16 protein-coding genes and 1 pseudogene are annotated in these 25,424 nt (G+C 44.2%); 7 read left to right on the forward strand and 10 right to left on the reverse strand.

Translation table 11 applies throughout. The annotated features are described in order from the left end of the window. The first annotated feature begins 251 nt into the window (after positions 1–251). The 3 genes from A4V03_RS02200 to nagB are packed head-to-tail and all read left to right on the forward strand — an operon-like array spanning position 252 to position 3,348. Positions 252–1,232 carry a TIGR01212 family radical SAM protein gene (locus A4V03_RS02200; RefSeq protein ID WP_201442227.1) on the forward strand — a complete coding sequence of 327 codons (981 nt, stop codon included), beginning with the start codon at positions 252–254 and terminating at the stop codon, positions 1,230–1,232. A 55-nt stretch (positions 1,233–1,287) separates the two neighbouring features. Beyond that, positions 1,288–2,484, forward strand: a complete 1,197-nt coding sequence (locus A4V03_RS02205; RefSeq protein ID WP_065537785.1) for an FprA family A-type flavoprotein — start codon at positions 1,288–1,290, stop codon at positions 2,482–2,484. 51 nt (positions 2,485–2,535) lie between these two features. Beyond that, a complete protein-coding gene (nagB, locus tag A4V03_RS02210) occupies positions 2,536–3,348 on the forward strand; it encodes a glucosamine-6-phosphate deaminase (RefSeq protein WP_065537786.1) in 813 nt (270 codons plus the stop codon). Positions 3,349–3,441: 93 nt separating this feature from the next. On the opposite strand, the gene A4V03_RS02215 is transcribed toward nagB, so the two are convergent. From A4V03_RS02215 to A4V03_RS02230, 4 genes are all read right to left on the reverse strand, one after another. Next, entirely contained in the window at positions 3,442–4,056 is a 615-nt protein-coding gene (locus A4V03_RS02215; RefSeq protein WP_065537787.1) for an L-threonylcarbamoyladenylate synthase, read from the reverse strand. Between the two features lie 80 nt (positions 4,057–4,136). Beyond that, on the reverse strand, positions 4,137–6,659 hold the full coding sequence (locus A4V03_RS02220) for an AsmA family protein (RefSeq protein WP_065537788.1): 2,523 nt from the start codon (positions 6,657–6,659) through the stop codon (positions 4,137–4,139). An 83-nt stretch (positions 6,660–6,742) separates the two neighbouring features. Further along, on the reverse strand, positions 6,743–8,743 hold the full coding sequence (locus A4V03_RS02225; protein ID WP_065540247.1) for an AAA family ATPase: 2,001 nt from the start codon (positions 8,741–8,743) through the stop codon (positions 6,743–6,745). Positions 8,744–8,846: 103 nt separating this feature from the next. Further along, the gene (locus A4V03_RS02230; RefSeq protein WP_065537789.1) at positions 8,847–9,632 is read right to left on the reverse strand and encodes a Cof-type HAD-IIB family hydrolase; all 786 of its coding nucleotides are present in this window, start codon (positions 9,630–9,632) and stop codon (positions 8,847–8,849) included. Positions 9,633–9,700: 68 nt separating this feature from the next. Between A4V03_RS02230 and A4V03_RS02235 the strand changes: the two genes are divergently transcribed. The 3 genes from A4V03_RS02235 (at position 9,701) to A4V03_RS02245 (ending at position 14,112) form a co-directional block, all read left to right on the forward strand. Then, a complete protein-coding gene (locus A4V03_RS02235; RefSeq protein WP_065537790.1) occupies positions 9,701–10,873 on the forward strand; it encodes a MalY/PatB family protein in 1,173 nt (390 codons plus the stop codon). Between the two features lie 223 nt (positions 10,874–11,096). Then, a complete protein-coding gene (locus A4V03_RS02240) occupies positions 11,097–12,848 on the forward strand; it encodes an AAA family ATPase (RefSeq protein ID WP_024986425.1) in 1,752 nt (583 codons plus the stop codon). Positions 12,849–13,704: 856 nt separating this feature from the next. Further along, positions 13,705–14,112, forward strand: coding sequence for a hypothetical protein (locus A4V03_RS02245; protein WP_157447981.1), 408 nt, complete (start codon positions 13,705–13,707; stop codon positions 14,110–14,112). A gap of 94 nt (positions 14,113–14,206) precedes the next feature. Here the strand turns inward: A4V03_RS02245 and A4V03_RS02250 are convergent, their stop codons facing one another. From A4V03_RS02250 to A4V03_RS02275, 6 genes are read right to left on the reverse strand one after another with little or no spacing between them, the layout of a single operon-like run. Then, positions 14,207–16,972 carry an alpha-L-rhamnosidase gene (locus tag A4V03_RS02250; protein ID WP_065537792.1) on the reverse strand — a complete coding sequence of 922 codons (2,766 nt, stop codon included), beginning with the start codon at positions 16,970–16,972 and terminating at the stop codon, positions 14,207–14,209. Continuing rightward, positions 16,972–18,375 carry a rhamnogalacturonidase gene (locus A4V03_RS02255; protein WP_065537793.1) on the reverse strand — a complete coding sequence of 468 codons (1,404 nt, stop codon included), beginning with the start codon at positions 18,373–18,375 and terminating at the stop codon, positions 16,972–16,974. The genes A4V03_RS02250 and A4V03_RS02255 overlap by 1 nt, the downstream gene beginning before the upstream one ends. A gap of 33 nt (positions 18,376–18,408) precedes the next feature. Beyond that, a complete protein-coding gene (locus tag A4V03_RS02260; RefSeq protein ID WP_065537794.1) occupies positions 18,409–19,005 on the reverse strand; it encodes a DUF4450 domain-containing protein in 597 nt (198 codons plus the stop codon). Beyond that, positions 18,956–20,479 (reverse strand): glycoside hydrolase family 28 protein, encoded by a 1,524-nt coding sequence (locus A4V03_RS02265; protein WP_065537795.1) that lies wholly within the window; start codon positions 20,477–20,479, stop codon positions 18,956–18,958. The genes A4V03_RS02260 and A4V03_RS02265 overlap by 50 nt, the downstream gene beginning before the upstream one ends. 21 nt (positions 20,480–20,500) lie before the next feature. Further along, a complete protein-coding gene (locus A4V03_RS02270; protein WP_065537796.1) occupies positions 20,501–21,739 on the reverse strand; it encodes a rhamnogalacturonan acetylesterase in 1,239 nt (412 codons plus the stop codon). 56 nt (positions 21,740–21,795) lie between these two features. Then, positions 21,796–24,672: an exo-beta-1,4-galactosidase gene (locus tag A4V03_RS02275; protein ID WP_065537797.1), complete on the reverse strand. Its 2,877-nt coding sequence runs from the start codon at positions 24,670–24,672 to the stop codon at positions 21,796–21,798. A gap of 288 nt (positions 24,673–24,960) precedes the next feature. On the opposite strand from A4V03_RS02275, the pseudogene A4V03_RS21615 reads away from it, so the two are divergent. Next, positions 24,961–25,188, forward strand: a pseudogene (locus A4V03_RS21615) (glycosyl hydrolase); the annotation flags it as partial. Positions 25,189–25,424: the final 236 nt, after the last annotated feature.

Consider the following 25,424-nt stretch of genomic DNA (forward strand, 5'->3'; position numbering starts at 1 on the left):
ACAAGAGTTGCATGGGGTATGGTGAGATGAAATCATAATTGGGGAATAATTGCACAAGACTTTCACAAGTATCCTCCTGCCAATGCCTAAAATCAGGACAAAGCTAATTAAATAATTTTTTTAATAGCAATGTTTATTAATTTATCTTATGGAAATTATGAAATTTTTAATGTATTGAAGATATTTTGTGTCAACTTGCCATAACTCGATGATTTTGCTTATGTTTGTAGGTAAAATAAAAAAAGAAGTGAATGAATATGTCTACACAGTTATTATATAATGATTTTCCTACTTTTCTGCGGAAATATTTTCCTTACAAGGTGCAAAAGATTTCATTGAATGCAGGTTTCACTTGTCCTAATCGTGACGGAACAAAAGGATGGGGCGGATGTACATATTGCAATAACCAAACTTTTAATCCGGATTACTGCCGGACAGAGAAGTCTATCACTACCCAATTGGAAGAAGGTAAATGCTTTTTTGCTCATAAATATCCGGAAATGAAATATTTGGCCTACTTTCAGGCTTATACCAATACGTATGCCGAACTGGAAGGCTTGAAGCGTAAATATGAAGAAGCGTTGACGGTAGACGGGGTGGTCGGACTGGTGATAGGTACACGCCCCGATTGTATGCCGGAGAGTTTGTTGCGTTACTTGGAAGAATTGAACAAACATACTTTTCTTATGGTTGAATATGGGATCGAGAGCACTTGTGACGAAACCTTAAAACGCATAAACCGGGGGCATACTTATGCCGATACGGTGGAAGCCGTCCGGCGGACAGCCGCCTGTGGTATCTTGACAGGCGGACATATCATCCTCGGACTTCCGGGAGAAACGCATGATACGATGGTGGCACAAGCGGAAATACTTTCCGACCTGCCTTTAGCTACCCTCAAGATCCATCAGTTACAATTGATTCGTGGTACACGAATGGCACATGAGTATGATGAAGCTCCTGATGGTTTTCATTTGTTTAACAAGGTGGAGGAATACATTGATCTGGTGATTGATTATGTAGAACATCTCCGTCCCGATATAGTTGTGGAGCGTTTTGTTTCCCAATCTCCTAAAGATTTATTAATAGCTCCGGACTGGGGATTGAGAAATTATGAATTTGTAGCGCGTTTACAAAAAAGAATGAAAGAAAGAGGTGCTTATCAAGGTAAGAAGTATAGGGATTCGGAAAAAAGGATTATTTTTGCAGACGATAAACTTACCACTGAATAAATAGCTGTTTGAGCGGAATATAGATGGTGGAAGAAATATTAAATGGATTTGAAGAATGGAACATAAAACAAGAATTAAAGGAAATGTCCACTATGTGGGAGTGAATGACCGTAACAAGCACAGATTTGAAGGGATGTGGCCATTACCCTATGGAGTTTCATATAACTCTTATCTGATTGATGATGAGATGGTGGCATTGGTGGATACGGTAGATATTTGTTATTTTGAAGTCTACTTGCGTAAGATCAAGCAAGTGATTGGAGAACGTCCCATTAATTATTTGATTATAAACCACATGGAACCGGATCATTCGGGATCTATCCGACTGATTAAGCAACATTATCCGGAAATTATTATCGTGGGTAACAAGCAGACATTCGGTATGATTGAAGGGTTCTACGGTGTAACCGGCGAACAGTATCTGGTAAAGGAAGGTGATTTCTTAGCTTTGGGACATCATAAACTGCGTTTTTATATGACTCCGATGGTGCATTGGCCGGAAACGATGATGACTTTTGATGAAACGGATGGCGTTCTTTTCTCCGGCGACGGATTCGGATGCTTTGGCACTGTAGATGGCGGATTCCTGGATACGCGGATCAATGTGGATAAGTATTGGGGGGAAATGGTTCGTTACTACTCTAACATCGTAGGCAAATACGGAAGCCCCGTGCAAAAAGCTTTGCAAAAATTGGGAGGACTACCTATTTCTGCTATTTGCTCTACACATGGACCGGTATGGACAGAGAATATTGCCAAGGTAGTTGGTATCTATGACCGTTTGAGTCGTTATGATGCCGACGAAGGTGTTGTTATTGCTTATGGAAGCATGTATGGAAATACGGAGCAAATGGCGGAAGCTATTGCTGAAGAGCTTTCGGCACAGGGTGTTAAGAACATCGTCATGCATAATGTGACAAAGAGTCATCCTTCTTATATTATAGCGGATATTTTCCGTTACAAGGGATTGATTATCGGTTCTCCTACGTATAGCAATCAGATATTCCCGGAAGTGGAAGCGCTGCTCTCAAAGATTTTGTTGCGTGAGGTGAAGGGACGCTATTTGGGTTATTTCGGTTCTTTCACATGGGCAGGTGCTGCTGTGAAGCGTCTGGCAGAGTTTGCGGAAAAGGGCAAATTCGAATTGGTCGGTGATCCGGTGGAGATGAAACAGGCAATGAAGGACCTGACTTATACTCAATGTGAAAACCTGGCACGTGCCATGGCAGATCGTTTGAAGAAAGATCGTTAAAACTGTGAATGAGATAATAATTTATTAACTAACCTATAAAACAATCGACTTATGAGACTTATTATTCAGCCGGACTATCAGTCCGTATCTCTGTGGGCTGCACATTATGTTGCTGCTAAAATAAAAGCTGCCAATCCAACCCCCGAAAAACCATTTGTATTGGGCTGCCCCACCGGATCTTCTCCTCTGGGTATGTATAAAGCTTTGATCGACCTGAATAAGAAAGGAATCGTTTCTTTCCAGAATGTGGTAACATTCAACATGGATGAATATGTTGGATTGCCGAAAGAACACCCGGAAAGCTATTATTCTTTCATGTGGAATAACTTTTTCGGTCATATCGACATCAAACCGGAGAATACGAATATTCTGAATGGTAATGCTCCGGATTTGGATGCAGAGTGTGCACGTTATGAAGACAAGATCAAGTCATACGGTGGCATTGACTTGTTCATGGGCGGTATCGGTCCTGACGGACATATTGCGTTCAACGAACCGGGATCTTCATTGACTTCACGCACTCGTCAGAAAACATTGACGATGGATACCATCATTGCTAACTCCCGTTTCTTCGATAATGACATCAACAAAGTTCCTAAGACTTCTTTGACAGTGGGAGTGGGTACTGTGCTTTCTGCAAAGGAAGTGATGATTATTGTAAACGGTCATAACAAAGCTCGTGCTTTGTATCATGCAGTAGAAGGTGCTATCACGCAGATGTGGACAATCAGTGCATTGCAAATGCATGAAAAAGGTATTATTGTTTGTGATGATGCTGCTACGGTGGAATTGAAAGTAGGTACTTACCGTTACTTCAAAGATATCGAGTCTGCTCATTTAGATCCGGAATCTTTGATTAAGTAAGCATAAAAATGATTTTATAAAAAGAGAATGGGCTGCATCAGTGTTGAATTGATTGCAGCCCATTTTGTATGTTAGAGATAGCTGTCAGCGGAATTAATTCTCTTCCAGCCAGCCTTTTCCCTGTCGGACGATTTCCAGTTCGTTATCCGTGCATTTCACTACCGTTGAAGGTTCTATACCTCCGATACCGCCGTCAATGACCAGATCAACGATGTCGCCGAACTTTTCATCTATAAGCTCGGGATCAGTCATATATTCCAAGTCCTCGTGCTCTTCGTGGGGCAGTGTGGTGGTCATAATGGGAGCGTCCAGCAGGCGTGCGATTTCACGGATGATGTTGTTGTCCGGCATACGGATACCTACTTCTTTCCGGTTGCGGAAGATTTTCGGTAACCGGTTGGTTCCGTTCAAAATAAAGGTAAATGGTCCCGGAAGGTTATGCTTCATCAGTTTGAATACGTTATTGTCTACTTTCGCATATTCGCTGATACTACTTAAGTCATAACAGATGATAGACAGATTGTTTTTTCGAGGGTCTATCTCTTTAATCCGGCAGATCCGTTCTATGGCACGTTCCTTCAGACCATGACAGCCGATGGCGTACATCGTATCGGTAGGATAGATGATAAGTCCGCCATCATTCAGGATATCGATGATTCGTTGTAAATCCTGCGGGTTATTGTTTTTATCATATAGTTTCAGTAGCATATTAAAAGCTTCATCCCTTCCCTCTCGCAAAGGAGAAGGAGGAGGGACGAGTGGGTTAAATGGTTATTGTCTTCTCTTTTTTATTTGAGTTTCTTTTTCAAGAAATCCAGTGCCTTTTCCGCAGCTTTCTCTGTGACTTTCTGTTTGATTGAGTCTTTGTTGGCGGTAGCGGCAGAGTCCAGTCCAAGTTTCTGTCCGAGTTTGCTGATTGCTTCATCGGCTACGGCTTCGACAGCTTGGTTGGCCATGCTTTTAGTATCTACGCTGACTTTCGGAGAGGTGAACGAACCTCCGATTTTCAAGTCAAGAGTCATTAACTTAGAGATATTGCCTACGGATGCGGGCAGTTTCATTTTACCGGAATAGTCGATGGTTTGATCGAGTCCTGTGCTGCCGGAAAGATTCAGTGTGTAGTCTCCCATCTTGATATCAAACGGTTTGGTTTCTACGCGGCCGTCTTTGATGGTGAAATCCAATGTCATGTCTTTCACTTTCATGTCTTTCAGACTGGGTTGCTTCACGGCATCGGCTATCTGATCGATTGCTTTTACTCCGCTTAAACTAAGGTCGCGGGTGGAAAGGCTACCGTCACCCTGCATCGTATTCAGTACGGGGCTCATGGTTGCATCCAAATCTGTCAGGACATTGATGCTTCCGGAGAAATTACCTTTCAGGTTTTCGAAGATAGGAGCCATTTTCTGCACCATATCCAGTTCTTTGTAAGCTTGTGCGAAACCGATATTGGAGAGCTTGAATCCGGCTTTCAGTTCCGGTTTCTTCACGTTCGCGGTCGAATAATATCCGTTCATCACTACATTACCACCCATGGTGTTCATGGAAAGGTTTTTCATATCCACTTTGCCATCTTTTACAACAAGTTTGCCATTCATATTATTGAAAGACATCTTGTCGAATAACACTTGTTTCAGGTTAGCGTCCATTTGAAAGTCGATGTTATGGGGAACTTCAACAATACTTGTGGCGGCTGTAGCTACAGAGTCGGTGGACGCAGCTTCTGATGTGGAGGCTTCATCGGCAAAAGCAGTGATGAAGTCGTTCAGATTAAAGTAGTTGGAACGAATATTCAGGTTTCCTTTCAATGTGCTACCTTTCAATACATAACCGATGTAGTTTTCAAACCGGCTGTCGGCAGTAATATCGTTCTTTCCGACGTTGACGGTTGTTTCACTCAACTGGAGGTATTTCGGAGTGAAGGTGAAGAGAGACTTTTTAATCTCTACATCCGGCATATCTTTCATTTTGAGTTTCATGCCCGTCAGTCCGATAGTACCCGAAGCTTGTATACGTTCGTATTCTTCTTTTTCGATAGATGAGAGGCGTCCCGACATTTGCATATCGGCATCAATGGTGCCGTTCAACTCCATCTCTCCAAGCGGGTAGACTTGTTTGATCATGCCTAAGTTGAGCACTCCTTTCGCTTCTGCTTTAAAATCCGGATCACTGATCGGTGTTCTCACTGTAGCAGTCAGGCTAAACGGATTTCCGGCAAGGCGGAAACTGAACGGATGGATGTTGACCGTAGTCAGGTCTATATTTCCTCCGGGATTTTGAACGTTGGCACTGATGTTGATTTGATCTACTCCTGCCGGTAAAGCCGGATAGCGGAACATGGCATTCTTGACTTGCATGTCAATATTGAATGCCGGAACGGTGTCTCCTTGCAGGATACCTTTGGCCGTTGCGGTAAGCGTTGCAGTTCCGTCTGTTTTCAGGCTGGAGAATTCTGTGGCGTAAATGGCGGGAATCAATGACAAAATTTCCTTGAAGCCTATATCATTCGTGTTAAGTTTCAAGTCCATGTCGATAGCCGGGTCTTTCAAGGCTACCCAACCGTCGATTCCTGCCTGGATGGCGTTGAGGCGGATAGTGTTGTCTTTCAATGTGTATTTGTTGTTGGCAAGGTCGGCGTCTACGTCCATCTTAGCGGAGATATTGGCATTTGTCAGGAAAGGGATTCCATTCATCTTGTAGGTGAGTGATTTGGTTTCCGCTTCCAGTTTCAGGGTGGTACGTTCGCTTCCTAAGTCTCCGGCACAAATAGCGTTGAAGTCGCGGATATCAGCATACATCTTTCCTTGTTGATCGTCATAAATCAGATTCATGTTTTTGATAACAAAGCGTTGCAGCTTGACTTTGAAAGGAGAAGTTTCTTCTTCTGCAGGTGTTTCGACTGTTGCTATTGTATCCGGTTTCATGATATCCCAGTTGGCATGTCCGTCCGGCAAGACAATGGCATGTAACTTCGTGTCTTCGATAAATATTTTAGAAATATCGTAACCGCTATCTCCGAAAAGGGAGAATAAGTTGACTGCGGCGGTAACTTCTCCGGCCTGTACAAGGGTGTCATTGGCAAATTCACCCGTACCTTTCAACCAGAAATCTTCGAGAGTGACAGAAGCCTGTGGAAAATTGCGGAACAGACTAATGTTAAGGTTCTTAAAGTCAAATTGTGCGTTAAGCATCTTGTTGCCTTCTGTTTTTACAATGTTGGCTATCTTTCCTTGGAAGGCAAAAGGAAGAAGAAACATCAGAATGATAATTACTCCTACGGTGATAGCTGCGATTTTCAAACCTTTTTTCATTTACTTCTATTTTAAGAGTTTGGGATATAATGAAGAGCAAAACTAATAAAACTTTTTGATAATAAGAGATAAAAGAGAATTTTTTAGGGATTCTTCTTTTTCTTCAGTGCCTCTGCAATTCTCCATTGTAACGCAGCTTCCACTTCTTTTCCGGCTTTTAACAGAGCATCTCCAAAAAGTTCATGCGCGCCGGCATGCTCCGGTTTCAGGCTTGTCGCTTTATCCAGGTCGGCGATGGCGCCTTCTGTATTTTCTGTTTTTAGTCGGAGTTTCCCCCGGTTGTAGACAGCTTTGAAGTTTGCCGGATGAAGATTTACAGCCGTATTGAAGCAGTTCTCCGCGTCAAAGTACTCTTTGCTGTTGAAGAGCGTGATACCTTTTCGTATCCAGGCATCTATGTAGTTCGGGTCGAGGCTGAGTGCCTTGTCATAGTTGGCAAGGGCGGCACGTGCGTCGTGTGCCTGAGTGATACACTCGTTTCCCATTAACAGATACTCGTGTGCGTATTGGCGCAGACGTTCCTGCTGTTCTTTCATCTGTTCCTTGAGTTTTTTGTTCTGTTCTTTCAGTGTATTGATAATGCCGAGTTTACGGCGGATCAAACGACGGGGAACAGGTTTCTCAATATCGTAGCGGGAATGGATGGCACGGAAAAACTGTTCCAGACACTCTTCCATATCCCCTTTGTCGAAGGCACGTGCGGCTGCGGCATATTGCACATCGGCTTGTGCCTGTTTCAGTGCCTTGTCGATGGCTTGGCGGTTGTTGAAGCGTCCGGCAAAGTTTACAATCTCTGGACGGATGAAAACATCTGCCCTGTTAATCGGTTTCTTGAGCTGGATGCCGTCCAGTGAGGTACAACGGCTAAGTGCTACGTATGCTTGTCCTCCGGCAAATACACCGCCGGTGAAGTCGATGACTACCCGGCTGAAAGTCAGTCCCTGACTTTTATGAACAGTGATGGCCCATGCTAACCGGATGGGGTATTGAGTGAAGCTGCCTAATACTTCTTCTTCTATTTCTTTTGTTTTTTCGTTATAGTGGTAGCGGATATTTCGCCATGATTCCAGTTTTACGTCACATTCTTTTCCATCGTCGGTGATGACGTAGATGGTTTCTTCTTCCTCGTCAATTCCGGCAATGACACCAATCGTACCATTTACCCAACGACGGTCGAAATCATTCTTGATAAAGATAATCTGTGCACCGGGCTTTAGTACAAGCTCTTGTGAAGTAGGCAGACTACTTTCGGGAAAGTCTCCTTCGATAACCCCTTCAAAAGTAATCGGTTCTCCCGGAAGTTCGGTCAGTTTCTTTTCATTGATTGAATCTACCGTATCCCTTCGGGTAGCAAGCGTGATGTACATATCCGCTTCCGATTCTTCAATCAGGCTTCCGTAGCGGGTGTTAAGTAGTTGCAGGTCTGCAGCTCCGACTGTATTGGTGCGGATATGGTCAAGGACATTGACGAATACAGGGTCTGTCTGTCGATATACTTTTTGAAGTTCGATAGAGACGAGGTCTATTTGTCCGAACACTCTGGCAGAGAAAAAGTAGGGAGTGGGATAGAATCGGTTCAATATTTCCCGCTCATCGTTCTTCACGACAGGTTCCAATTGGAAGACATCGCCTACCAATAACAACTGTTTTCCACCGAAAGGTTCACGCAAGTTATGGGAATATACGCGCAAAATACGGTCGATGGCATCAATAATATCCGCCCGTACCATAGAGATTTCGTCGATAATGACCAGTTCTATCTGTTCCAGCAACTTACGATGTGGCTTGGTGTATTTGAAGAACTCATGAATACGGCTACGTTGGAGGCTTAAATTAGGATCATCCGGCAATAGCGGATAGAAAGGTAGTTTAAAGAAACTGTGCATGGTGCTTCCCCCGGCATTGATGGCGGCAATACCCGTCGGAGCAAGTACGACATGCTTTTTCTTGGTATGCTCGCAGACATAACGCAGGAATGTAGATTTTCCCGTACCGGCTTTTCCTGTCAGAAAGACCGACTGGCGGGTATATTGAATCAGATTCAGTGCATCCTGAAACTCAGCGTTGTTAGTGTCTACGCTCATCATATAATAATATGCAAATTTGTTGATGTGCTAATTGCCAATACGTTGTGTCATGAAATCGCGGGATAATAGTTTTGGGCGCATTGGTAAATCGGCACATTAATTAAATGATTCCGAAATGTTTCATCGCTTTGCTGATTCCGTCCTCGTCAATGGGAGCCGTAACGTAATCGGCAGCGGCTTTCACGTCTTCCTTAGCCTGTCCCATAGCAACTCCGATGGCTGCATGGCGAAGCATACTGATGTCGTTTCCACCGTCTCCGAATGACATCGTTTCTTCCAGTTTAATATCGAAGTAACGGATGATTTCATCCATCCCTTTCTGCTTGGTGTCTCCTTTGGCCGTAATATCTGCAAAGGCAGGATACCAGCGTCCGATTTCGCAGGTAGGGATGGACGGGCAGATTTCTTTTTCTTCTTCCTCCGTGATAAAAGGAGTCATCTGTATAATTTCCTTGCTTGTTGCCTCTTCAAAAGATATAGTAGGAATGACATCCACATGCAGAAAATCATAGAATATCTTTTTCACCATATCATCAGGTTGGCAGACAGAAATATGATGTTCTTCTACGAAAATGCAGGGAACACCTTTCTTCTCGCAAAAAGCTGCCATTGCTTTCACTTCTTCCTGTGGTATGGCACTTTTGTAAATCACCTGTTCACCGACAAAGCAATAGGCTCCGTTCATCGTTATATATCCATCGATAAGATTCCGGTCCTGCAATTCGGAAAGATTGTTGATAATGGTTTTCGGGCGTCCGGTAGCGATAAATATCTTCATTCCTTTAGCGTGGGCGGCTTCCAGTGCCTCAATGGTAGAAGTCGGGATGCGGTGAGTTTCAAAACTGACCAGCGTTCCGTCTATATCAAAAAATAGTGCTTTCGTCATAAATTCCTTTTTGAATTGAGTACAAATGTACTACTTTTGTCTCACATAACATAAAAACATCATGCAGTATGAACTATAATTTTGATGAAATAATAAACCGTAACGGTACAGATTCCGTAAAATGGGACGGAGTGGAAAGCCGTTGGGGACGCAACGACTTGATTCCGATGTGGGTAGCTGATATGGATTTCCGTACGGCTCCTTTTGTAATAGAAGCTCTGAGGAAACGCCTGGAGCATGAAGTGCTTGGATATACGTTTGCTTGCAAAGAATGGTCGGAGTCTATTGTCAATTGGGTGAAAGAGCGTCATGGCTGGACGATTCGTGAAGAGATGCTGACATTCACTCCCGGTATTGTCCGCGGATTGGCTTTCGTTATTCAATGTTTTACGCAAAAAGGTGATAAAGTAATGGTCATGCCTCCTGTTTATCATCCTTTCTTTTTGGTAACACAGAAGAATGAGCGTGAAGTCGTATTCAGTTCGTTAGTGCTGAAAGACGGACAATATTATATTAATTTTGACCGTTTCCGCCAAGATATTCAGGGCTGCAAACTGCTTATTTTAAGTAATCCCCATAACCCGGGGGGACGCGTATGGACAAAAGAGGAACTTTCTCAAATAGCTGATATCTGTTATGAAAGCGGTACTCTGGTGATCTCGGACGAGATTCATGCCGACTTGACCTTACCACCTTATAAACATCCTACTTTTGCTTTAATCTCGGAAAAGGCACGGATGAATTCGCTCGTCTTTATGTCTCCGAGCAAAGCATTCAATATGCCGGGGCTGGCGAGTTCTTATGCAATCATTGAAAATGACGAACTTCGTCACCGTTTCCAGACATATATGGAAGCCAGTGAATTCAATGAAGGGCATCTGTTTGCGTATCTTAGTGTGGCGGCTGCTTACAGTCATGGTACTGAATGGCTTGAACAAGTACTTGCTTATATCAAGGAAAATGTAGACTTCACCGAAAACTATCTGAAAGAGCATATTCCTACTATCAAGATGATTCGTCCGCAAGCTTCCTACCTTATCTTTTTGGATTGCCGTGAATTAGGACTAAATCAGGAAGAACTGAACCGCCTTTTCATAGAAGATGCTCATTTGGCATTGAACGATGGAGCAACATTTGGCAAGGAAGGCGAAGGCTTCATGCGGTTGAATATTGCTTGTCCGCGTGCTACGTTGGAATGTGCGTTGAAGCAGTTGGAGCAGGCAGTAATAAGTTTAGAGTAACCCTTTGGAATGGGATTATTACATTGGAATGATTCTCATTGAAATGAGTAATGATTTTCAATGAGGGTGTCTGGTGAATAAAAACAAATCATGTGAGGAATAATCCTTCCCTTTGTGAAAGAGTATCCCAAAAAGGAAGTGCTTTTGTTTGTGAGAATGGCAGAAAGAGATTATCTTTGTTTCTGTCATTTACAGAGTACTCATTTCTTTAAAGCATAAAGTAATGGAAAAATATTTATTTCCGGATAGAAAGCGCATTCCCTATGGTATGATGAACTTCGCATTAATTCGTCGTGAAGACTATTATTATGTCGACAAAACCCATTTCATACCTCTGATAGAACAGGCAGACCGTTTCTTTTTCTTCATCCGCCCCCGACGTTTCGGCAAAAGCCTGACGCTGAATGTGCTACAACATTATTATGATGTGCGTACTAAAGACAAATTCGATGAACTCTTCGGAGACTTATATATAGGTAAGTATCCCACGCGTGACCGTAATAGTTATCTGGTGCTTTATCTCAATTTCTCCGGAATTGTCGGTGAACTGAGTAACTACCGTGAAGGACTGGATGCACATTGCCAAATCTGTTTTGATTATTTCTGCGAAGTCTATGCCGACCTTCTGCCGCAAGGTATCAAAGAAAGGCTGGATGAAAAGGATGGGGCAGTCAATCAGCTCGACTTTCTTTATCATGAGTGTGAGCGTGCCGGTCGAGATATTTATCTGTTTATTGATGAGTACGACCATTTCACCAACGCCATACTTGCCGACCCCGAAAGCTTGCACCGCTATACCAATGAAACACATGGCGAAGGTTATCTCCGCGCTTTCTTCAACAAGATAAAAGCAGGTACTTATTCCAGTATCAAGCGTTGTTTCATAACGGGCGTCAGCCCTGTAACAATGGATGATTTGACTAGTGGGTTCAATATCGGTACTAATTATTCGCTTACATCCGAATTTAACGAAATGATGGGGTTCACTGAAGAGGAAGTGCGCGAAATGCTGACTTACTATTCAACAAACAGTCCTTTCAAGCATACTGTAGATGAACTGATAGGAATAATGAAACCGTGGTATGACAACTATTGTTTTGCGCAGGAATGTTACGGTGATACCACGATGTATAACTCTAATATGGTACTCTATTTTGTTAAGAACTATATTATGAGTGGTAGGGCGCCACGGGATATGGTAGAAGATAATATCCGTATCGATTATGAAAAATTGCGTATGCTTATCCGTAAGGACAAGGAGTTTGCACATGATGCTTCTGTCGTCCAGACTTTAGTAAGTCAAGGCTATATCACAGGAGAATTGAAGAAAGGTTTCCCTGCTGTCAGCATCACCAATCCGGACAACTTTGTGAGTTTGCTCTATTATTTCGGTATGCTCACTATCAGCGGAATACATAAAGGAAAGACCAAGCTGACCATCCCTAACCAAGTGGTTCAGGAACAACTCTATACCTATCTGCTGAATACATACAATGACGCAGATCTAAGTTTCAGCAGTTATGAGAAGAACGAACTTGCCAGTCGACTTGCTTACGATGGCGAATGGAAAGCCTATTTCGGCTACATTGCCGACTGCCTGAAACGTTACGCTTCCCAACGTGACAAACAGAAAGGTGAATTTTTCGTCCATGGCTTCACCCTTGCCATGACAGCGCAGAACCGCTTTTACCGTCCTATCTCCGAGCAAGATACGCAAGCAGGCTATGTTGATATATTCCTATGTCCCTTGTTGGATATCTATTCCGACATGACGCATAGTTATATTATAGAATTGAAGTATGCAAAATACAAGGACTCTGAAAGCCGTGTGGATGAATTGCGGCAGGAAGCTATCGAACAAGCTAACCGCTATGCAGAAACGGAGACTGTGAAACGAGCTGTTGGCACTACGAAATTGCACAAGATTGTGGTAGTGTATAAAGGGATGGATATGCCGGTATGTGAAGAAGTGTAAGGCAATACTAGAAACGATTTCGCAAAATCATTTCTCATATTCTCATAAAGAATCGCATTTGGCTGATAATTAGATGTATAGACTATGAGAATTAAAATGTTTACATACATTTCTCATAGTTTATAGCTATAAAATGCCTTTAAAGAAGGTATTTCTCATACTCTATTTCGTATTTCTCATGCTGCATATTATGCTTGTCTTTGTTTCAAGAAACTAATATGTAGAAGGCAATATAACCGTAGTTTGTATGTTAAGTCGGTAGATAACATATCTTTCGCAACTGGTATTATTGTTTTTTCCTGCCTTTATCGGTATTATTCCACTCTAGTGAACAGACCGTTGCACTTGAGTGAATAGACTTGTGCACTAGAGTGCATAAGCCTGTTTACTAGAGTGAAACGATAGAGATGTCTTATTGAAAATCTATTGATTATAGTAGTATAATCTTTGATTGCCAGCTAGTTATAATGAAAATGAACGGTGGCTTTATTACAGTTCATTAAGCGTTAATGATTAGACTATGATGACATGTGATAATAAAGCCAAATGGACAGAACCAATCTTTCCTACTTCTTGTTTCTTATTTGCGGCAAGGGTAGTTATTATTATATATTATATAGGTATGTAAATATCTGAAATATTTTTCAGTTTCAACATAAAACAGACTGTCGTCACTTTTAATATTATTTTTGCCGCTCAAATTTTAAAAAGCTGTACGCAGTAAAAGAGAAGTCGGTAAGTTAAACCGGGAGCTCAGACAGATACAGGGTGATTTGGACAACTATATCGCAACACTGGAAGCGCGCCGGAAGCCTTACACCGTTTCGGACATCGTTATGAGGTCACACCTGCGCACATGGCACAGAGAGCTGATCTTGGAAAGGCGCGGCTGCACGCAGATGGGACAGGTGTGGGACATCCCCTTGTCCGCTACGAAACGCTACCTCAGGTTCACGGCCCAAAAGTACGCCCCCGCCATCAAGAGGCTGAAAGAGGGCGGACTCTCTACGGCAGCGGTTGCCGCCGAATTCGGGCTGAACCCGGAAACTTTCCGCAAGTACCTGCACGAGCACGAGCCGGAACTGTCCGCCACGCTCGGTATGACCAGGCTGGAGAATGGGAGGACAGCGCTGCGCCGCAGCACGGAGAAATATGCCGAGGCTGTGCGGCTGAGGAAGACGCACACAGCTATGGGTGGAGATACAACAACCCGGACAGACTAAAAAGTATACAGAAGATTGCACTACATACCGTAATGTACTAAATAAGGCATGAGGCTGTCTGAAAAGTCGGTTTTAGACAGCCTCATGAAACTTTACTTTCTATGTGTAGCAGAAATCAAATAAGGGGATAGATACTTACTCTTGTATAAAATCTACCGGAATCAACCGTACTTCACTATTCAAACCGGAAGGCATAGGAGCCCAATGTCCATAATCAGCCGGACGATATCTTAAATCTACAATATTGATTTCCTTGAATTTGCGCCACTGCACTCCCTGTCTGTCCAATTCTGCAATCCGATTCGCAGGGAGGTTAGTGACTTCTATCTCGATGTGGTTTTTTCCAGGTTTCAGGAATTGTCCTACCTTAAGCTGATAAGGCACTGCCCATACACAGCCTGCTTCCTGTCCGTTGATTCGGACACGGGCACTTTCGCGTACGTCTCCCAAGTCAAGAATCCAGTTGTCAGCTTTCAGAGCCGGCAACTCAATATCCAAAGAATACACGCCGGTTCCCATATTTGTTTGGGCTGCCGGATGATCTATGTTTGTCCATGAACATGGACGGTCTATATCAAATGTACCCTGAATCTCCGGTTTACTTTCAGCAAAGTGCAATTTCCAGCCATGGTCCAGGCGAAGACTAAAGGGTTGTTCTTTTACATACTTCCACGGCTTGGATGCTTGTAAAGGTTGTCGGTATGTTTGCAGGATGATAGACTCGCCCGATTTTAATTGCAGATAGACTTGTGTCTTCCCGTCTACCTGACGCACTTTCGCTTCTCCGCATTCTCCGGTCATGGGGTTAAAGAGAGCGGCTGTTTTGGCATTTGTACCTAAAGTAATCCAGCCATCTACTCCTTTGTTCTGCAGTGAAGAGATGAAGTAATGATGTCCTGTGTCATTGACTCTCCGAATGGTCTGTAACCCGAATTTTGTTTTCATTTCTTCCGCAGGGATATGGCAACAGGCCAATGTACGTGCATAATCCGTTCCGGTGATAATCTTACCTTTCCCAATCGGGGTGACGGTTGTTTCTGAAAACGATACGGCAGGCAGATTCTTCAAAGTCTGTTGATAACTTTTCCGTTTCTGTTCCAACTGACCATATCCCGGTACATCCGTCGGATAGTTTTCGAGGAATACAATGGTAGCTCCTTGCTTGGCCAGTTCATAAAGATGTGCCAGCACATCACTCGGCATCAAGTGCGCGGCAGGCACTACTAATGCTTTATAACCCGTTCCGCCCGATGTAACCAACTGTCCGTCCTTGAAACGGGTGCTGCGGATGAAGTTGTCAGAGATATAATCCCCGTCATATCCGCTGTTATTAATACGATGGATAGCATTGATAAATTTGGGAGCGAGTTTATCCATGTGGTGGATGGTGAACAGTAACAATCGTCCCGGTTGCTCGTTCCACATGTCATAGACCGGAAGATAAATCAGGAAATCATTATCCGGTCGTCCCATTTGCAGAAAACTCTGACAACGGGTGATATAATTGAAGAACGAAGGAGCGTCACGCCAAATACTGTTCGTCGGGCTCATATTGATAGAAGCATAGAACAGCCATCCGGGCCATTCGGCTTCTTTCGGAGAGTAAGGCGTCCCGTGGAAGAACATATGATTGACACCGGAAACGAACATCAAATCCATATCCGGTTTGCATTGCGACAGGGAAGTGCGGAAATGCTCCGTCAGCCAGGTGAATGTCTCCGAAGAAGTATACGTTTTTCCTGCAATATGAGCTGCTGAGGAGGCATATTTCAGCATAGACAGGTCCGAATCATTCTTCTTGGTCAGCGAATCCTGACGCAATCCTTCGATATGGAACTGCGACAGTCCGAAGCCTTCACATTCGGGAATATCTACGGCTGCGTAAATATCAATCAGATTGCCGGGCGAACCATGTGCCTGATTACGGGTGATACTACCGTTTTTGTGTGCCCAGTCTGTCCATTGACAGGTGAAGTTTTCCAATAACAAGTCGGAAATCGTCTCCCGGTAATCGGACACGATACGTCTGCTGACTTCCGGACGGCTTTCATCCAGAAATTCAGGGAAATGCTCTTCCAGCTTATATCCCCGTCTGCGAGCGAACTGTTCCAGAAAATCATCCGTCCAGTCTGCTTGATAAACCTCGTATGAATCGTTGAAGAAAGTATGCGGATAGCTTGTCTTGCTACTCTTGAATGCACGGTCAAAGCGGGAAAGATAGTTCTTGACAGCTTTCTTTGACAGGTGGTTCATCACATATCCTTCTCCTCCCGGAGCTGCCCGTTTCACTTTCTGCCGTGTCTTTCCGATGTAAAGAACGATCACTTTCCATTTGCCGACAGGTGCTTTCCATTGCAGCTTGTCTTTTTTTACGTGAGCAGTCAGGTTGATACATTTGCCTTTCTCATCGTATGCCATCACCCGGCTTAATACGGAATATGGCTGTTGTTTAGGGTCAGTCACGTTGATATCTTGTTCAATCTCTTTGCCGCCCTCTATTTCGTATGTCTGGAAGATAGCCTTGGTAGCCGCCTCTTCGATACTGACTTCAGGTCCGCCAAAAGGCCATCCGGTTCCGGTATTCATATCAATCTCCATACCCGTACGTTTTCCTTCCGCTTGTGTATGTTTAAGTATTTCCATCCAGCGGGGAGAAAGAAACTGAATTTCATTCGCGTCATTGCCTTGTACGCCATAGATAGGAGTAATTTCTACCGCTCCCATACCGGCACGTGCGTATTCTTCCAGATTATATGTCAGGTTCTTTTCGTCTACGGCACTTCCCAGCCACCACCATCTGGCGCCGGGACGTGCTTCCATCGGAGTGTCCGGCCATTGTTGTGCTTGCATTACTCCACCTGTGGCGAGCAGGCAAAGAACTATCCATTGTCTTTTATTCATTATTCTTTCGGTGTGTTATAGTATTCTATGTTTTCTGCGTCATCAGTTACAAAAAGCGGTCGTCCGTCCGGTTGTTCAAAATGGAAGCGGATACCGTCGAAAGTGATGTTCCGTGCATGGCGGACGTAAAATCCTTTGGCGGGAATAGTGCCGAACATCCAGGGTTCGGGATATACTTTCTCCTGTTCGGGCGGAACACGTTTGCCGTCTTCTTCGCTATATCCTCCTTTATAATAGAGGTGGATATTACGGAAAGTGACGTCCTCAATACATGCACCCGGCACTCCGCTGATGATGGAGGCATAACGGCTGTCGGCATTCCAAACGTTGATGTCGCTGATAAGGATACGTTTCATGGTGCCTACAGGCGTACCTTCGGGGCTACGCATACGTGTGCCTAACCGGAGAAAGATAGGAGCGTTGACAATATTCCTCATCGTTATATTGTTGATAACAATATCTTCCAGATGTCCTCCGTCTACCGTTTCCAATGCCAGCCCCCTGCAATGTTCAAAGATACAATTCGTAATCGCAATATTGCGGAAGCCTCCGCTGCTTTCTGTTCCCAGTTTGATGCGTCCGGTGCGGTAACCATGATCGGGGGCTTGCGGTTCATCCAGTTGCCAGGTGCCATCCAATACACTTCCTTTATCATAACCGCTTACATAACAATCACTGATCGTCACATTTTCCGTATCCTGGAAACGTCCTAAACCGTAGGATGCTTTCAATACAATGGCATCATCCCAGGGCGAGTTCACCGTGCATTGGCTGATACGTACATTCCGGCAACAATCAATATCGAATCCATCCCGGTTTGTATCTACTTTCAGATTCAGAATAGTCAGATGATCTACTCCTGTGGCAAGCAGGGCGAAATGTCCGCAATGCAACATGGATAAATCTTTCAGAGTCACATTTCTACACTCCTTCAGGCTGATAGCCTTGTTGCCTACACCCGGCAGACGGCTTTCTTCGCGGGTCAGCCCTTTACCGTAGATAAGTCCGGGCCCACTGATCGTTATGTTCTCCAGCCCGATTCCCCAAATTAAGGAATTCTTCCAGTGGCTGTGTCCGAAATCCTGATATTTGTTATGTTCATTCGGTTCGGCACTATCATATCCTTCTTCTTTTCCGGGAAAGGCGGCAAGAATACATGTACCTTGCTCCAGATACAAATGAATGTTACTTTTTAACCGGATAGAATAACAGGCATATTCTCCGGCTGGTAAGTAAACCGTACCTCCTCCGGCTTTTGCAGCTGCTTCAATTGCACGATTAATAGCAGGAGAATCGATGGTTTTTCCATCCGCTTTGGCTCCAAAGTCCTTAACGTTATAGATTGCTGCCTGCATATACAGGCAACCGGCGAGTAGGCTGAGTAGTAGATATATTCTTTTCATCTTTGTATGGATTTAAGCTAAATGGAGATACTACTAGTTACCATTTTTACTATGTTTAGATTCATCAATCTTTGCAAAAAGATCCGGCAACATAAAATAATTATAATCTGCTTGTGCATTTTGCTCGTAGAAACAGAAATAAAGTTTACTGTTTGCTGCGAGCGGGCAGCGCCCTACGAGGACCGGACGATCTGTTCGTTTCCCCGATTCGTAAAGCAAGAGGGGAGTCTTGTCCTGGCGGCCGTTACTCAAACGGATATCTTCAGTGGGAGTGACTGCCTGCAAGGTGCGGAGTTTCATACTTTCACCATAATAGCAGGTGAAGGCTTGCCCTTCTACACTGAACACGTTTATATCCATGTCCGGCTGACAGTCTCCGAAACTCCAGAATAAGTTGTCTGCCTGCTGCAAGGAGGTGACTGCTACTTCGAGAATAAAGCCGCGGCTATCGGGCAGGGCTTTCCATTGGAAATGGATCCCTTCTACTTTTTCTTTAGGCTTCAGCCAGTGACTTTCATTCCCCTCCGATATTCCCAGCCGGAAAGTACCGGCAGGCGGAGTCAGGGATTGTGCCTGCGCATCAATGAGCAAGATTCCCAGCAGTACGGTGGTCAGGAGTTGTTTCAGCATAGTTGAAGTGGATATTACTTTGTTCATTTTCCTTTAGTTCAATAGCTTTTTTGTCTTTCATATCCAATGTTATTTCAGACAAATTGAAGTTTTTTGTATAGCAGATTTTCCCCGGTTTATGGGTCTGCGCTTCGATGGCATAAAGATAGAAATTTTCCAGACGCAACGAGTCATTCCAGCCGGAAGCAGAGATAAATTCATCTACATTTTCTGCTTTGATCTTCGATACATACACATTGCGGAAGTGCGGATAACCTTTTTCGGGTGGTGTTACCGGAGTCAGCATAACTCTCCAATGTTCCGGAATATCTTTCCCTTCATACTCTTTAGGTAATACACTGTAACTATAACTGGGATTCCAGTTCAGATCCGCAGCCAGTACGTGGCGGACTTTTTCTGCTTTTACATCGGTCATATAGATATTTTCGACCGTTCCTCCACGGTTCATGGCACTCTTTAACCGTAGTACAGCCGAGGTGCCTACTGCTTGAAGGTTATATCCCAATATATTTCGTATGCTGCCGGAGGTTTCGCTGCCACAGGTGATGAGACCTGCACCTTTGCGGGCTATACAGTTGCGTATTACTATATTCTTCGTGGGGAGATTGACACGCAAACCGTCTGCGTCGCGTCCCGATTTGATACAAATATTATCATCATTGCAATCGACGTCGCAGTTTTCAATCAGAATATTAGTGGACGAGTCGATGTCGATACCATCCGTACTGGGGCCGTGTCCTCCCAAGTTATTATTGATGACCAGTCCGTCTATGGTGCAGTTATTGGAATAAAGAACTTGGCATCCCCAAAAGCCTGTCCGCATCAGGGTGAATCCTTTAAGAGTAACGTCCGAACTGCGTTCCACGAGAATACCCCGTACACGTTTACAGTCGTAATCCACAATCCAACGCAACCCTTTCTTTTCATATTCTTTCCGCATTTCCCAGTATTTATCCCAGAATACTTTGCCCCGACAATCCAGCGTTCCCTCTCCACTGACGGCAGCGTTCTTTTCGTTGACAATGTTGATCACTGCTGACGGCCATGTCATTTCAATACCTGCAATTCGTGAGCGGAATTCGGGATAATGATGAATGTGAGGACTAGCCAGTAGAGTCACTCCTTTATCCAGTTGCAGGTTGACACCGCTTTTTACAAACAATGCCCCTGTCTGATAATATCCCGGTTGCAGGATGACCGTGCCTCCACCGGAGACGGAGCAACTGTCGATTGCTTTCTGGATAGCCTCCGTGCTGAGCACTGTGCTGTCTGCTACTGCGCCAAAAGAATTGGCGGATAAAATAAGACTGTTTCCGGGCATTTGCCGGCTTCCTACACTGTCAGCCCATGACAAATCCGGTTGTTGCGGTACTTGCCCCCATTCGAAGCTGTTACTTCCTGCTTGTTTGGCTGGAGTACATGCTATAAAAAACGACCCCGCAACGAGTAGGGGAAGGATGTTTTTACTTTTCATATAGGTCAATATTGGGATTCTTTAATTTCCGTCCGGTTTCTCTATTTCTGTGAAAGGTGATTCGTTCCAATGGAATGTATTCACGTCATCCGGGTGTGCCGGGTCGTATGCCGGATCTATTTTCAAGTGTTTGGCTAACTCGGGTACGGCTTTCTTCATACCTTCAATCACACACTGGGCTATCTGGTAAGCGCCATAAGGGTTAAAGTGGGTATTGTCTTCAAAAGCCTTGGTCTGTCCGGGATAAGTCCCTGCCGGATAGTGTACGAAGGCGCGTTTGGATGTTTCCGTGCCTAACGCTTCATATAATGTCCGAGTCATTTCGTTGAGGTCAATCAAAGGTATATTTTCTTTGGCGGCCAGCCAACGCATAGCTTCCGGATAATCTTCGTGTGTGTCGCGGATATGTCCGGTCGCGTCAAAGCTCCGGCGTTGGGTGGGAGTAACCAGTACGGGATATACTCCACGTGCCCGTGCTTCGTCGATGAATGTTTTCAGGCTGGTCATAAAAGAGTAGTAAGCTCCTTTTCCAGGACCTTTCTGCTTCTGATCGTTATGTCCGAACTCCATGAAGAGATAATCGCCTTTCTTCATCTGGCTCAATGCTTTTTTCAAACGTCCTGCTCCTATAAAAGTATTGGCCGATTCACCGGATTCCGCATAATTGGCAATGCAAACATCTGTTCCGAAGAAATGAGGAATCATTTGTCCCCAGCTAGCCCAAGGCTCATTGTCCTGATCGACTACCGTACTGTTTCCGCACAGAAAAACAGTGATAACCGACGGATCGGCAGGTTCGATACGGATACTTTGACACACAGGTGCATCTCCATTAAATTCCAATGTCAGTTTATCATCCCAGTTCAGTTTCGCTTTCTCACGGGGCTTGATTCGTACATATTCTTTTTCGGAAATACGAGGGTTACGCTTATTGATGATAAATGTTTCGTCTATGAATTGTCCTTTTTTAGTTGGCAGGTTTTCAACAAACAGCCGGCGTGACTCACCTCTTATGGTGGTCACTCCTGCCTGTTTTTTATTTCCCAGGCGTACGGTAACTTTGTAATTTCCGTCCGGAACACGGACAGAGAAGAAGAAAGGTGATTTGCTCCCTTTCTCGGGCGTGGCGGTGAGATCGTATCCGTATCCCGTCTCCTTGCTATATCGGGGGGCGTCCGACAGTTGGTAGGTTCGGACTTCTTCTTGGGCATTGACGGTCATTGCAGTCAAGAGTAGTAAGCCTATGATAGTGGTTTTCATTATAAGTAATATGAATGTATATTAATTTATGTAATCCGTGCCTGATAATTTCCTTTTTAGTTAATTTTCGGTTTGAGCTCGTCCGGTGAATCTTTGGTATAAGATTTCACATCTCCTGCTACTTTGGTGAACAATGCTTGTATCACTTCCGGGGTAATAGTTGCTGACGGGCGGAAAGCATCCGAATTCATATAATCCAGGATTGCTTTGTGCATTTGTCGGGCAACGATTCGTTTCTCCGGTTGAGAAGTGATATCCATACTGGTCATCATCAGTTTACCGTTCAATACGTTTGCTTCAAACAACATTCCGATTTTCCGGCTGATGAACCAAGTATCGATGCTTTGAACGGTTGGCTGGAATTCTGCCGGGAAGTCGGTAAATTGCATCACCTGGGCTTTATTCAATAATTCCCACCATTGCAGGTTACTATGAAATTCCGTAGGAAATTCACGGAAAAGAGGATGATATTCATTCAGGAAAATACCGGTTGTGTGCGGCGGGCGCATTTTGAACCAGGAAGTATTCCAGAATACCGGAGTAAAGTATTGTTTGACTTCTTTGCCGTATTGAATCTTTCCAGCTGCCGTAATCAAAACGTTGCCGCCTTCCTGCAATACCGATAAAGCTTTGGCATCCAGTGTATCCGTGGTATATACCTCACCCTGTGTCAGTTCCACTTGTGCAGGATATACCCAAAAATCCCAGTCATTGATGGCATCGCTGCCTTCAATACATACTTCCAGATTTAGTTTCTGCGGAGTATCGATCCCCTTCAGGCTCATATCCACACTACCTAGTGCACAAAGGTTTCCAATAGGAATCGTTTGTGTGCCGACAGCTCCTTTGGCATACACCTTTCCGAACTTGTCTTTGATGGTATAGCTGGTTTTTGCTCCTTGCAGAGGGGCTGCACCAAAGTGGGAAACTTCGATGTCGGCATGGAATGTTTCATCATTGGTATATACAAACTTCGGAATACGGGCTAAGGGCACAGTCGGGCTGCAAAAACGTCTGAATTGTTCTGCGTTGATATATCCTTTCTCTTCAAAAAATACATCCAGTACGCCGACCAATGCCGTTCCCTGACCCGAATAATCGTTGAGAGCCAGCAATTGGAAACCTGCATAATCGGGAGTGCGCAATGTTTTTTCAATCTCATGCTTATAACAAAGTGCCTGCAGTTTGCCCGACGCCATCATAAAATCATAACTTTGGCTTCCCATGTGGTTATCATTCAGAATATCCCTGAATATCTCAAAGTTCTTCGCCTTGTTGACTCCGGTATATTTGCGGATTTCGTTAAAGTTCGGGAATACGCACCATTGACCTGTTTCATGTGATACATACGGTTGTTTCACGGTGTCTATCCTCGCACGATAATCCGATTTACTTTCCGGTCGTGCACCTGCCCAACTCAAACCGCGTGCTCCGGCTTTCACATGGTATTCATTGTGAGGTTGCCATTGCCAGCTGTTTCCAACAGAAGCTCCCGTATATACACGACGTGGATCTGTCGCTTTCCAATAATCGACAAACTTGCTCACCCATGCCACCCAGCGTCCGGAAGGTTCGTTACCACAAGCCAGCATACAGTAAGATGCATAATTTCCGTATTCTTTAGTCAGGGCAATTGTTTCGTCCATCAGATATTTGTCGATTGGCTGTCCGTTACCCAGTCTTGGTCCGTGATTCGGCCAACTCGGACCTTCCGGTTGCAGATAGAAACCGACCAGATCGGCTGCGATAAAAGCAGCTTCCGGTGGGCAGAAAGAATGAAAACGCATGTGATTCAAACCATAGTTGCGGCAAATGCGGAACACCCGCTTCCAGGAAGCTACATCCATCGGGGCATAACCGGTCAATGGGAAATCACAGTTTTCCACTGTGCCGCGAAGCATTGTTTTGCGACCATTGACGTAGAACCATTTTCCTTCTATCTTGAAATCGCGCATTCCAAATTGTACCTGTTTGATGTCGGCCTGTTTACCGTTGGTCAGTTTTGCTGTCAGTTTATACAGTGCTGGATTGAACTCATCCCATGTGAGGAAATTTTTTCCCATAGGAAGCTCCATCTCTATCGCATTGTCTCCCGGACGGATACGGAAGCTTTGCTGAACAGGAGCTACTTTGTGTTGAGTGTCCGCATTGAAACTTTCGGCAGAAAGTGTAATATCTCCTTTGGTGGAAGAGGCAGACTGTATGTTCATGCGTACCAGTGCTTTCTGATTGCGTAAATCAGGGTATATCTGGATGTCTTCAAAATGAACTTTAGGAGTGGCCTGTAATTCAATTCGTCCTACAATTCCGTTCCAGTTACCTTGGGTCTGGTCGGTGATGCTGTGAGAGTCGGGACCTACATTGATTTCTTTGATGCGGTTGTCGATGCGGATAGTAATCAGGCAGGTTTTGCCGGGAGTAACAGCCGAAGTCAGATCATACACATGAGGAACACAAAGACTGTTCTGCATACCGAGCTTCTGTTGATTGACCCATACGGTCGTTTCGATGTGCGGGCGTTCCAGGAAAAGAGTGATTCTTTCTCCTCTCCAGTTGGAAGGTATTGTAACTTTCTTTTGATACCAGGCTACCCCTACGTGATGTTTGTCGGGAGTCAGGAAAAAGGGAAGTTTCACTTGCCCTTCTATTCTATATTTCTCCATGTATGGATTGAAATAGTAAGAGCTGTCGTACAAGCTTCCGGTCCACCGGGTGCGGGCGGTTACTTCATCTCCTTTCAGCTTTTCGGGCATGGAGCCGGGGAGATTAATCTGATCATCAAGGCTTTTTTTAAACCATTGTTCCTTGGTGCCGATATCTTCCCGGTCTATCTGGAAATTCCATTTGCCGGATAAACTGAAAGAATGATTTTGCCCCGTTGCGGTCAGTATAGAGGCAAATACGATGGCAATACTTACTAAAAGTTGTTTCATGATATATAGAATTGATATGTTTTTCATCTCTATTATAAAATCTGCCGCTAAAGTAGAGCTTTTTAAGGGTTTAGTAAATAGAAAGATGTACAGATACATAGAATATTGTATCAAAATGCACTTATGGGGCGGGTGGTGTACAAAACTACATGGATTTGAAATATTATCCATGCTCTTTATTTTTGAGGAGGTTGGGAGATACCTTATCTTTGCGGGGTAAACTTTTTAATCTTAAAAGGAAACATGAAAAAAATAGTTGTTTGGATGGCTCTAAGTCTTTGCTCGGTAATGACAATCTTTGCCGGTGAGACTGCTTATCTCTTTTCTTATTTCATCAATGGCAGTAAAGATGGATTGCATTTAGCTTATAGTTATGACGGGTTGAACTGGATGCCTTTGAATGGCGGACGCTCTTATCTGACACCTTCCGTCGGTAAAGATAAATTAATGCGTGACCCGAGTATTTGCCAGGCTCCGGACGGAACTTTCCACATGGTCTGGACTTCCAGTTGGACCGATCGGATTATCGGTTATGCTTCTTCCCGTGATTTGATTCATTGGAGTGAACAACAGGCTATTCCGGTGATGATGCACGAGCCGACTGCCCATAATTGTTGGGCACCTGAACTCTTTTATGACGAGCCTTCGCAAACTTACTATATCTTTTGGGCAACTACCATCCCCGGTCGTCACAAGGAAATACCTACCAGCGAAAGCGAGAAGGGATTGAACCATCGTATTTATTATGTGAC

Source organism: Bacteroides caecimuris, from assembly GCF_001688725.2.
In the GTDB taxonomy this organism is placed as follows: Bacteria; Bacteroidota; Bacteroidia; order Bacteroidales; family Bacteroidaceae; genus Bacteroides; species Bacteroides caecimuris.

What these genes read in the sequence shown, in the direction of transcription:
- A4V03_RS02265 (WP_065537795.1), bottom strand. Translation starts at nt 20,479, where the DNA reads ATGAAAAGTAAAAACATCCTTCCCCTACTCGTTGCGGGGTCGTTTTTT.
- A4V03_RS02230 (WP_065537789.1), bottom strand. Translation starts at nt 9,632, where the DNA reads ATGACGAAAGCACTATTTTTTGATATAGACGGAACGCTGGTCAGTTTT.
- A4V03_RS02270 (WP_065537796.1), bottom strand. Translation starts at nt 21,739, where the DNA reads ATGAAAACCACTATCATAGGCTTACTACTCTTGACTGCAATGACCGTC.
- A4V03_RS02250 (WP_065537792.1), bottom strand. Translation starts at nt 16,972, where the DNA reads ATGAATAAAAGACAATGGATAGTTCTTTGCCTGCTCGCCACAGGTGGA.
- A4V03_RS02235 (WP_065537790.1), top strand. Translation starts at nt 9,701, where the DNA reads ATGAACTATAATTTTGATGAAATAATAAACCGTAACGGTACAGATTCC.
- A4V03_RS02275 (WP_065537797.1), bottom strand. Translation starts at nt 24,672, where the DNA reads ATGAAACAACTTTTAGTAAGTATTGCCATCGTATTTGCCTCTATACTG.
- A4V03_RS02215 (WP_065537787.1), bottom strand. Translation starts at nt 4,056, where the DNA reads ATGCTACTGAAACTATATGATAAAAACAATAACCCGCAGGATTTACAA.
- A4V03_RS02220 (WP_065537788.1), bottom strand. Translation starts at nt 6,659, where the DNA reads ATGAAAAAAGGTTTGAAAATCGCAGCTATCACCGTAGGAGTAATTATC.
- A4V03_RS02255 (WP_065537793.1), bottom strand. Translation starts at nt 18,375, where the DNA reads ATGAAAAGAATATATCTACTACTCAGCCTACTCGCCGGTTGCCTGTAT.
- A4V03_RS02205 (WP_065537785.1), top strand. Translation starts at nt 1,288, where the DNA reads ATGGAACATAAAACAAGAATTAAAGGAAATGTCCACTATGTGGGAGTG.
- A4V03_RS02200 (WP_201442227.1), top strand. Translation starts at nt 252, where the DNA reads ATGAATATGTCTACACAGTTATTATATAATGATTTTCCTACTTTTCTG.
- A4V03_RS02260 (WP_065537794.1), bottom strand. Translation starts at nt 19,005, where the DNA reads ATGCTGAAACAACTCCTGACCACCGTACTGCTGGGAATCTTGCTCATT.
- A4V03_RS02240 (WP_024986425.1), top strand. Translation starts at nt 11,097, where the DNA reads ATGGAAAAATATTTATTTCCGGATAGAAAGCGCATTCCCTATGGTATG.
- A4V03_RS02225 (WP_065540247.1), bottom strand. Translation starts at nt 8,743, where the DNA reads ATGAGCGTAGACACTAACAACGCTGAGTTTCAGGATGCACTGAATCTG.
- A4V03_RS02245 (WP_157447981.1), top strand. Translation starts at nt 13,705, where the DNA reads ATGGCACAGAGAGCTGATCTTGGAAAGGCGCGGCTGCACGCAGATGGG.
- nagB (WP_065537786.1), top strand. Translation starts at nt 2,536, where the DNA reads ATGAGACTTATTATTCAGCCGGACTATCAGTCCGTATCTCTGTGGGCT.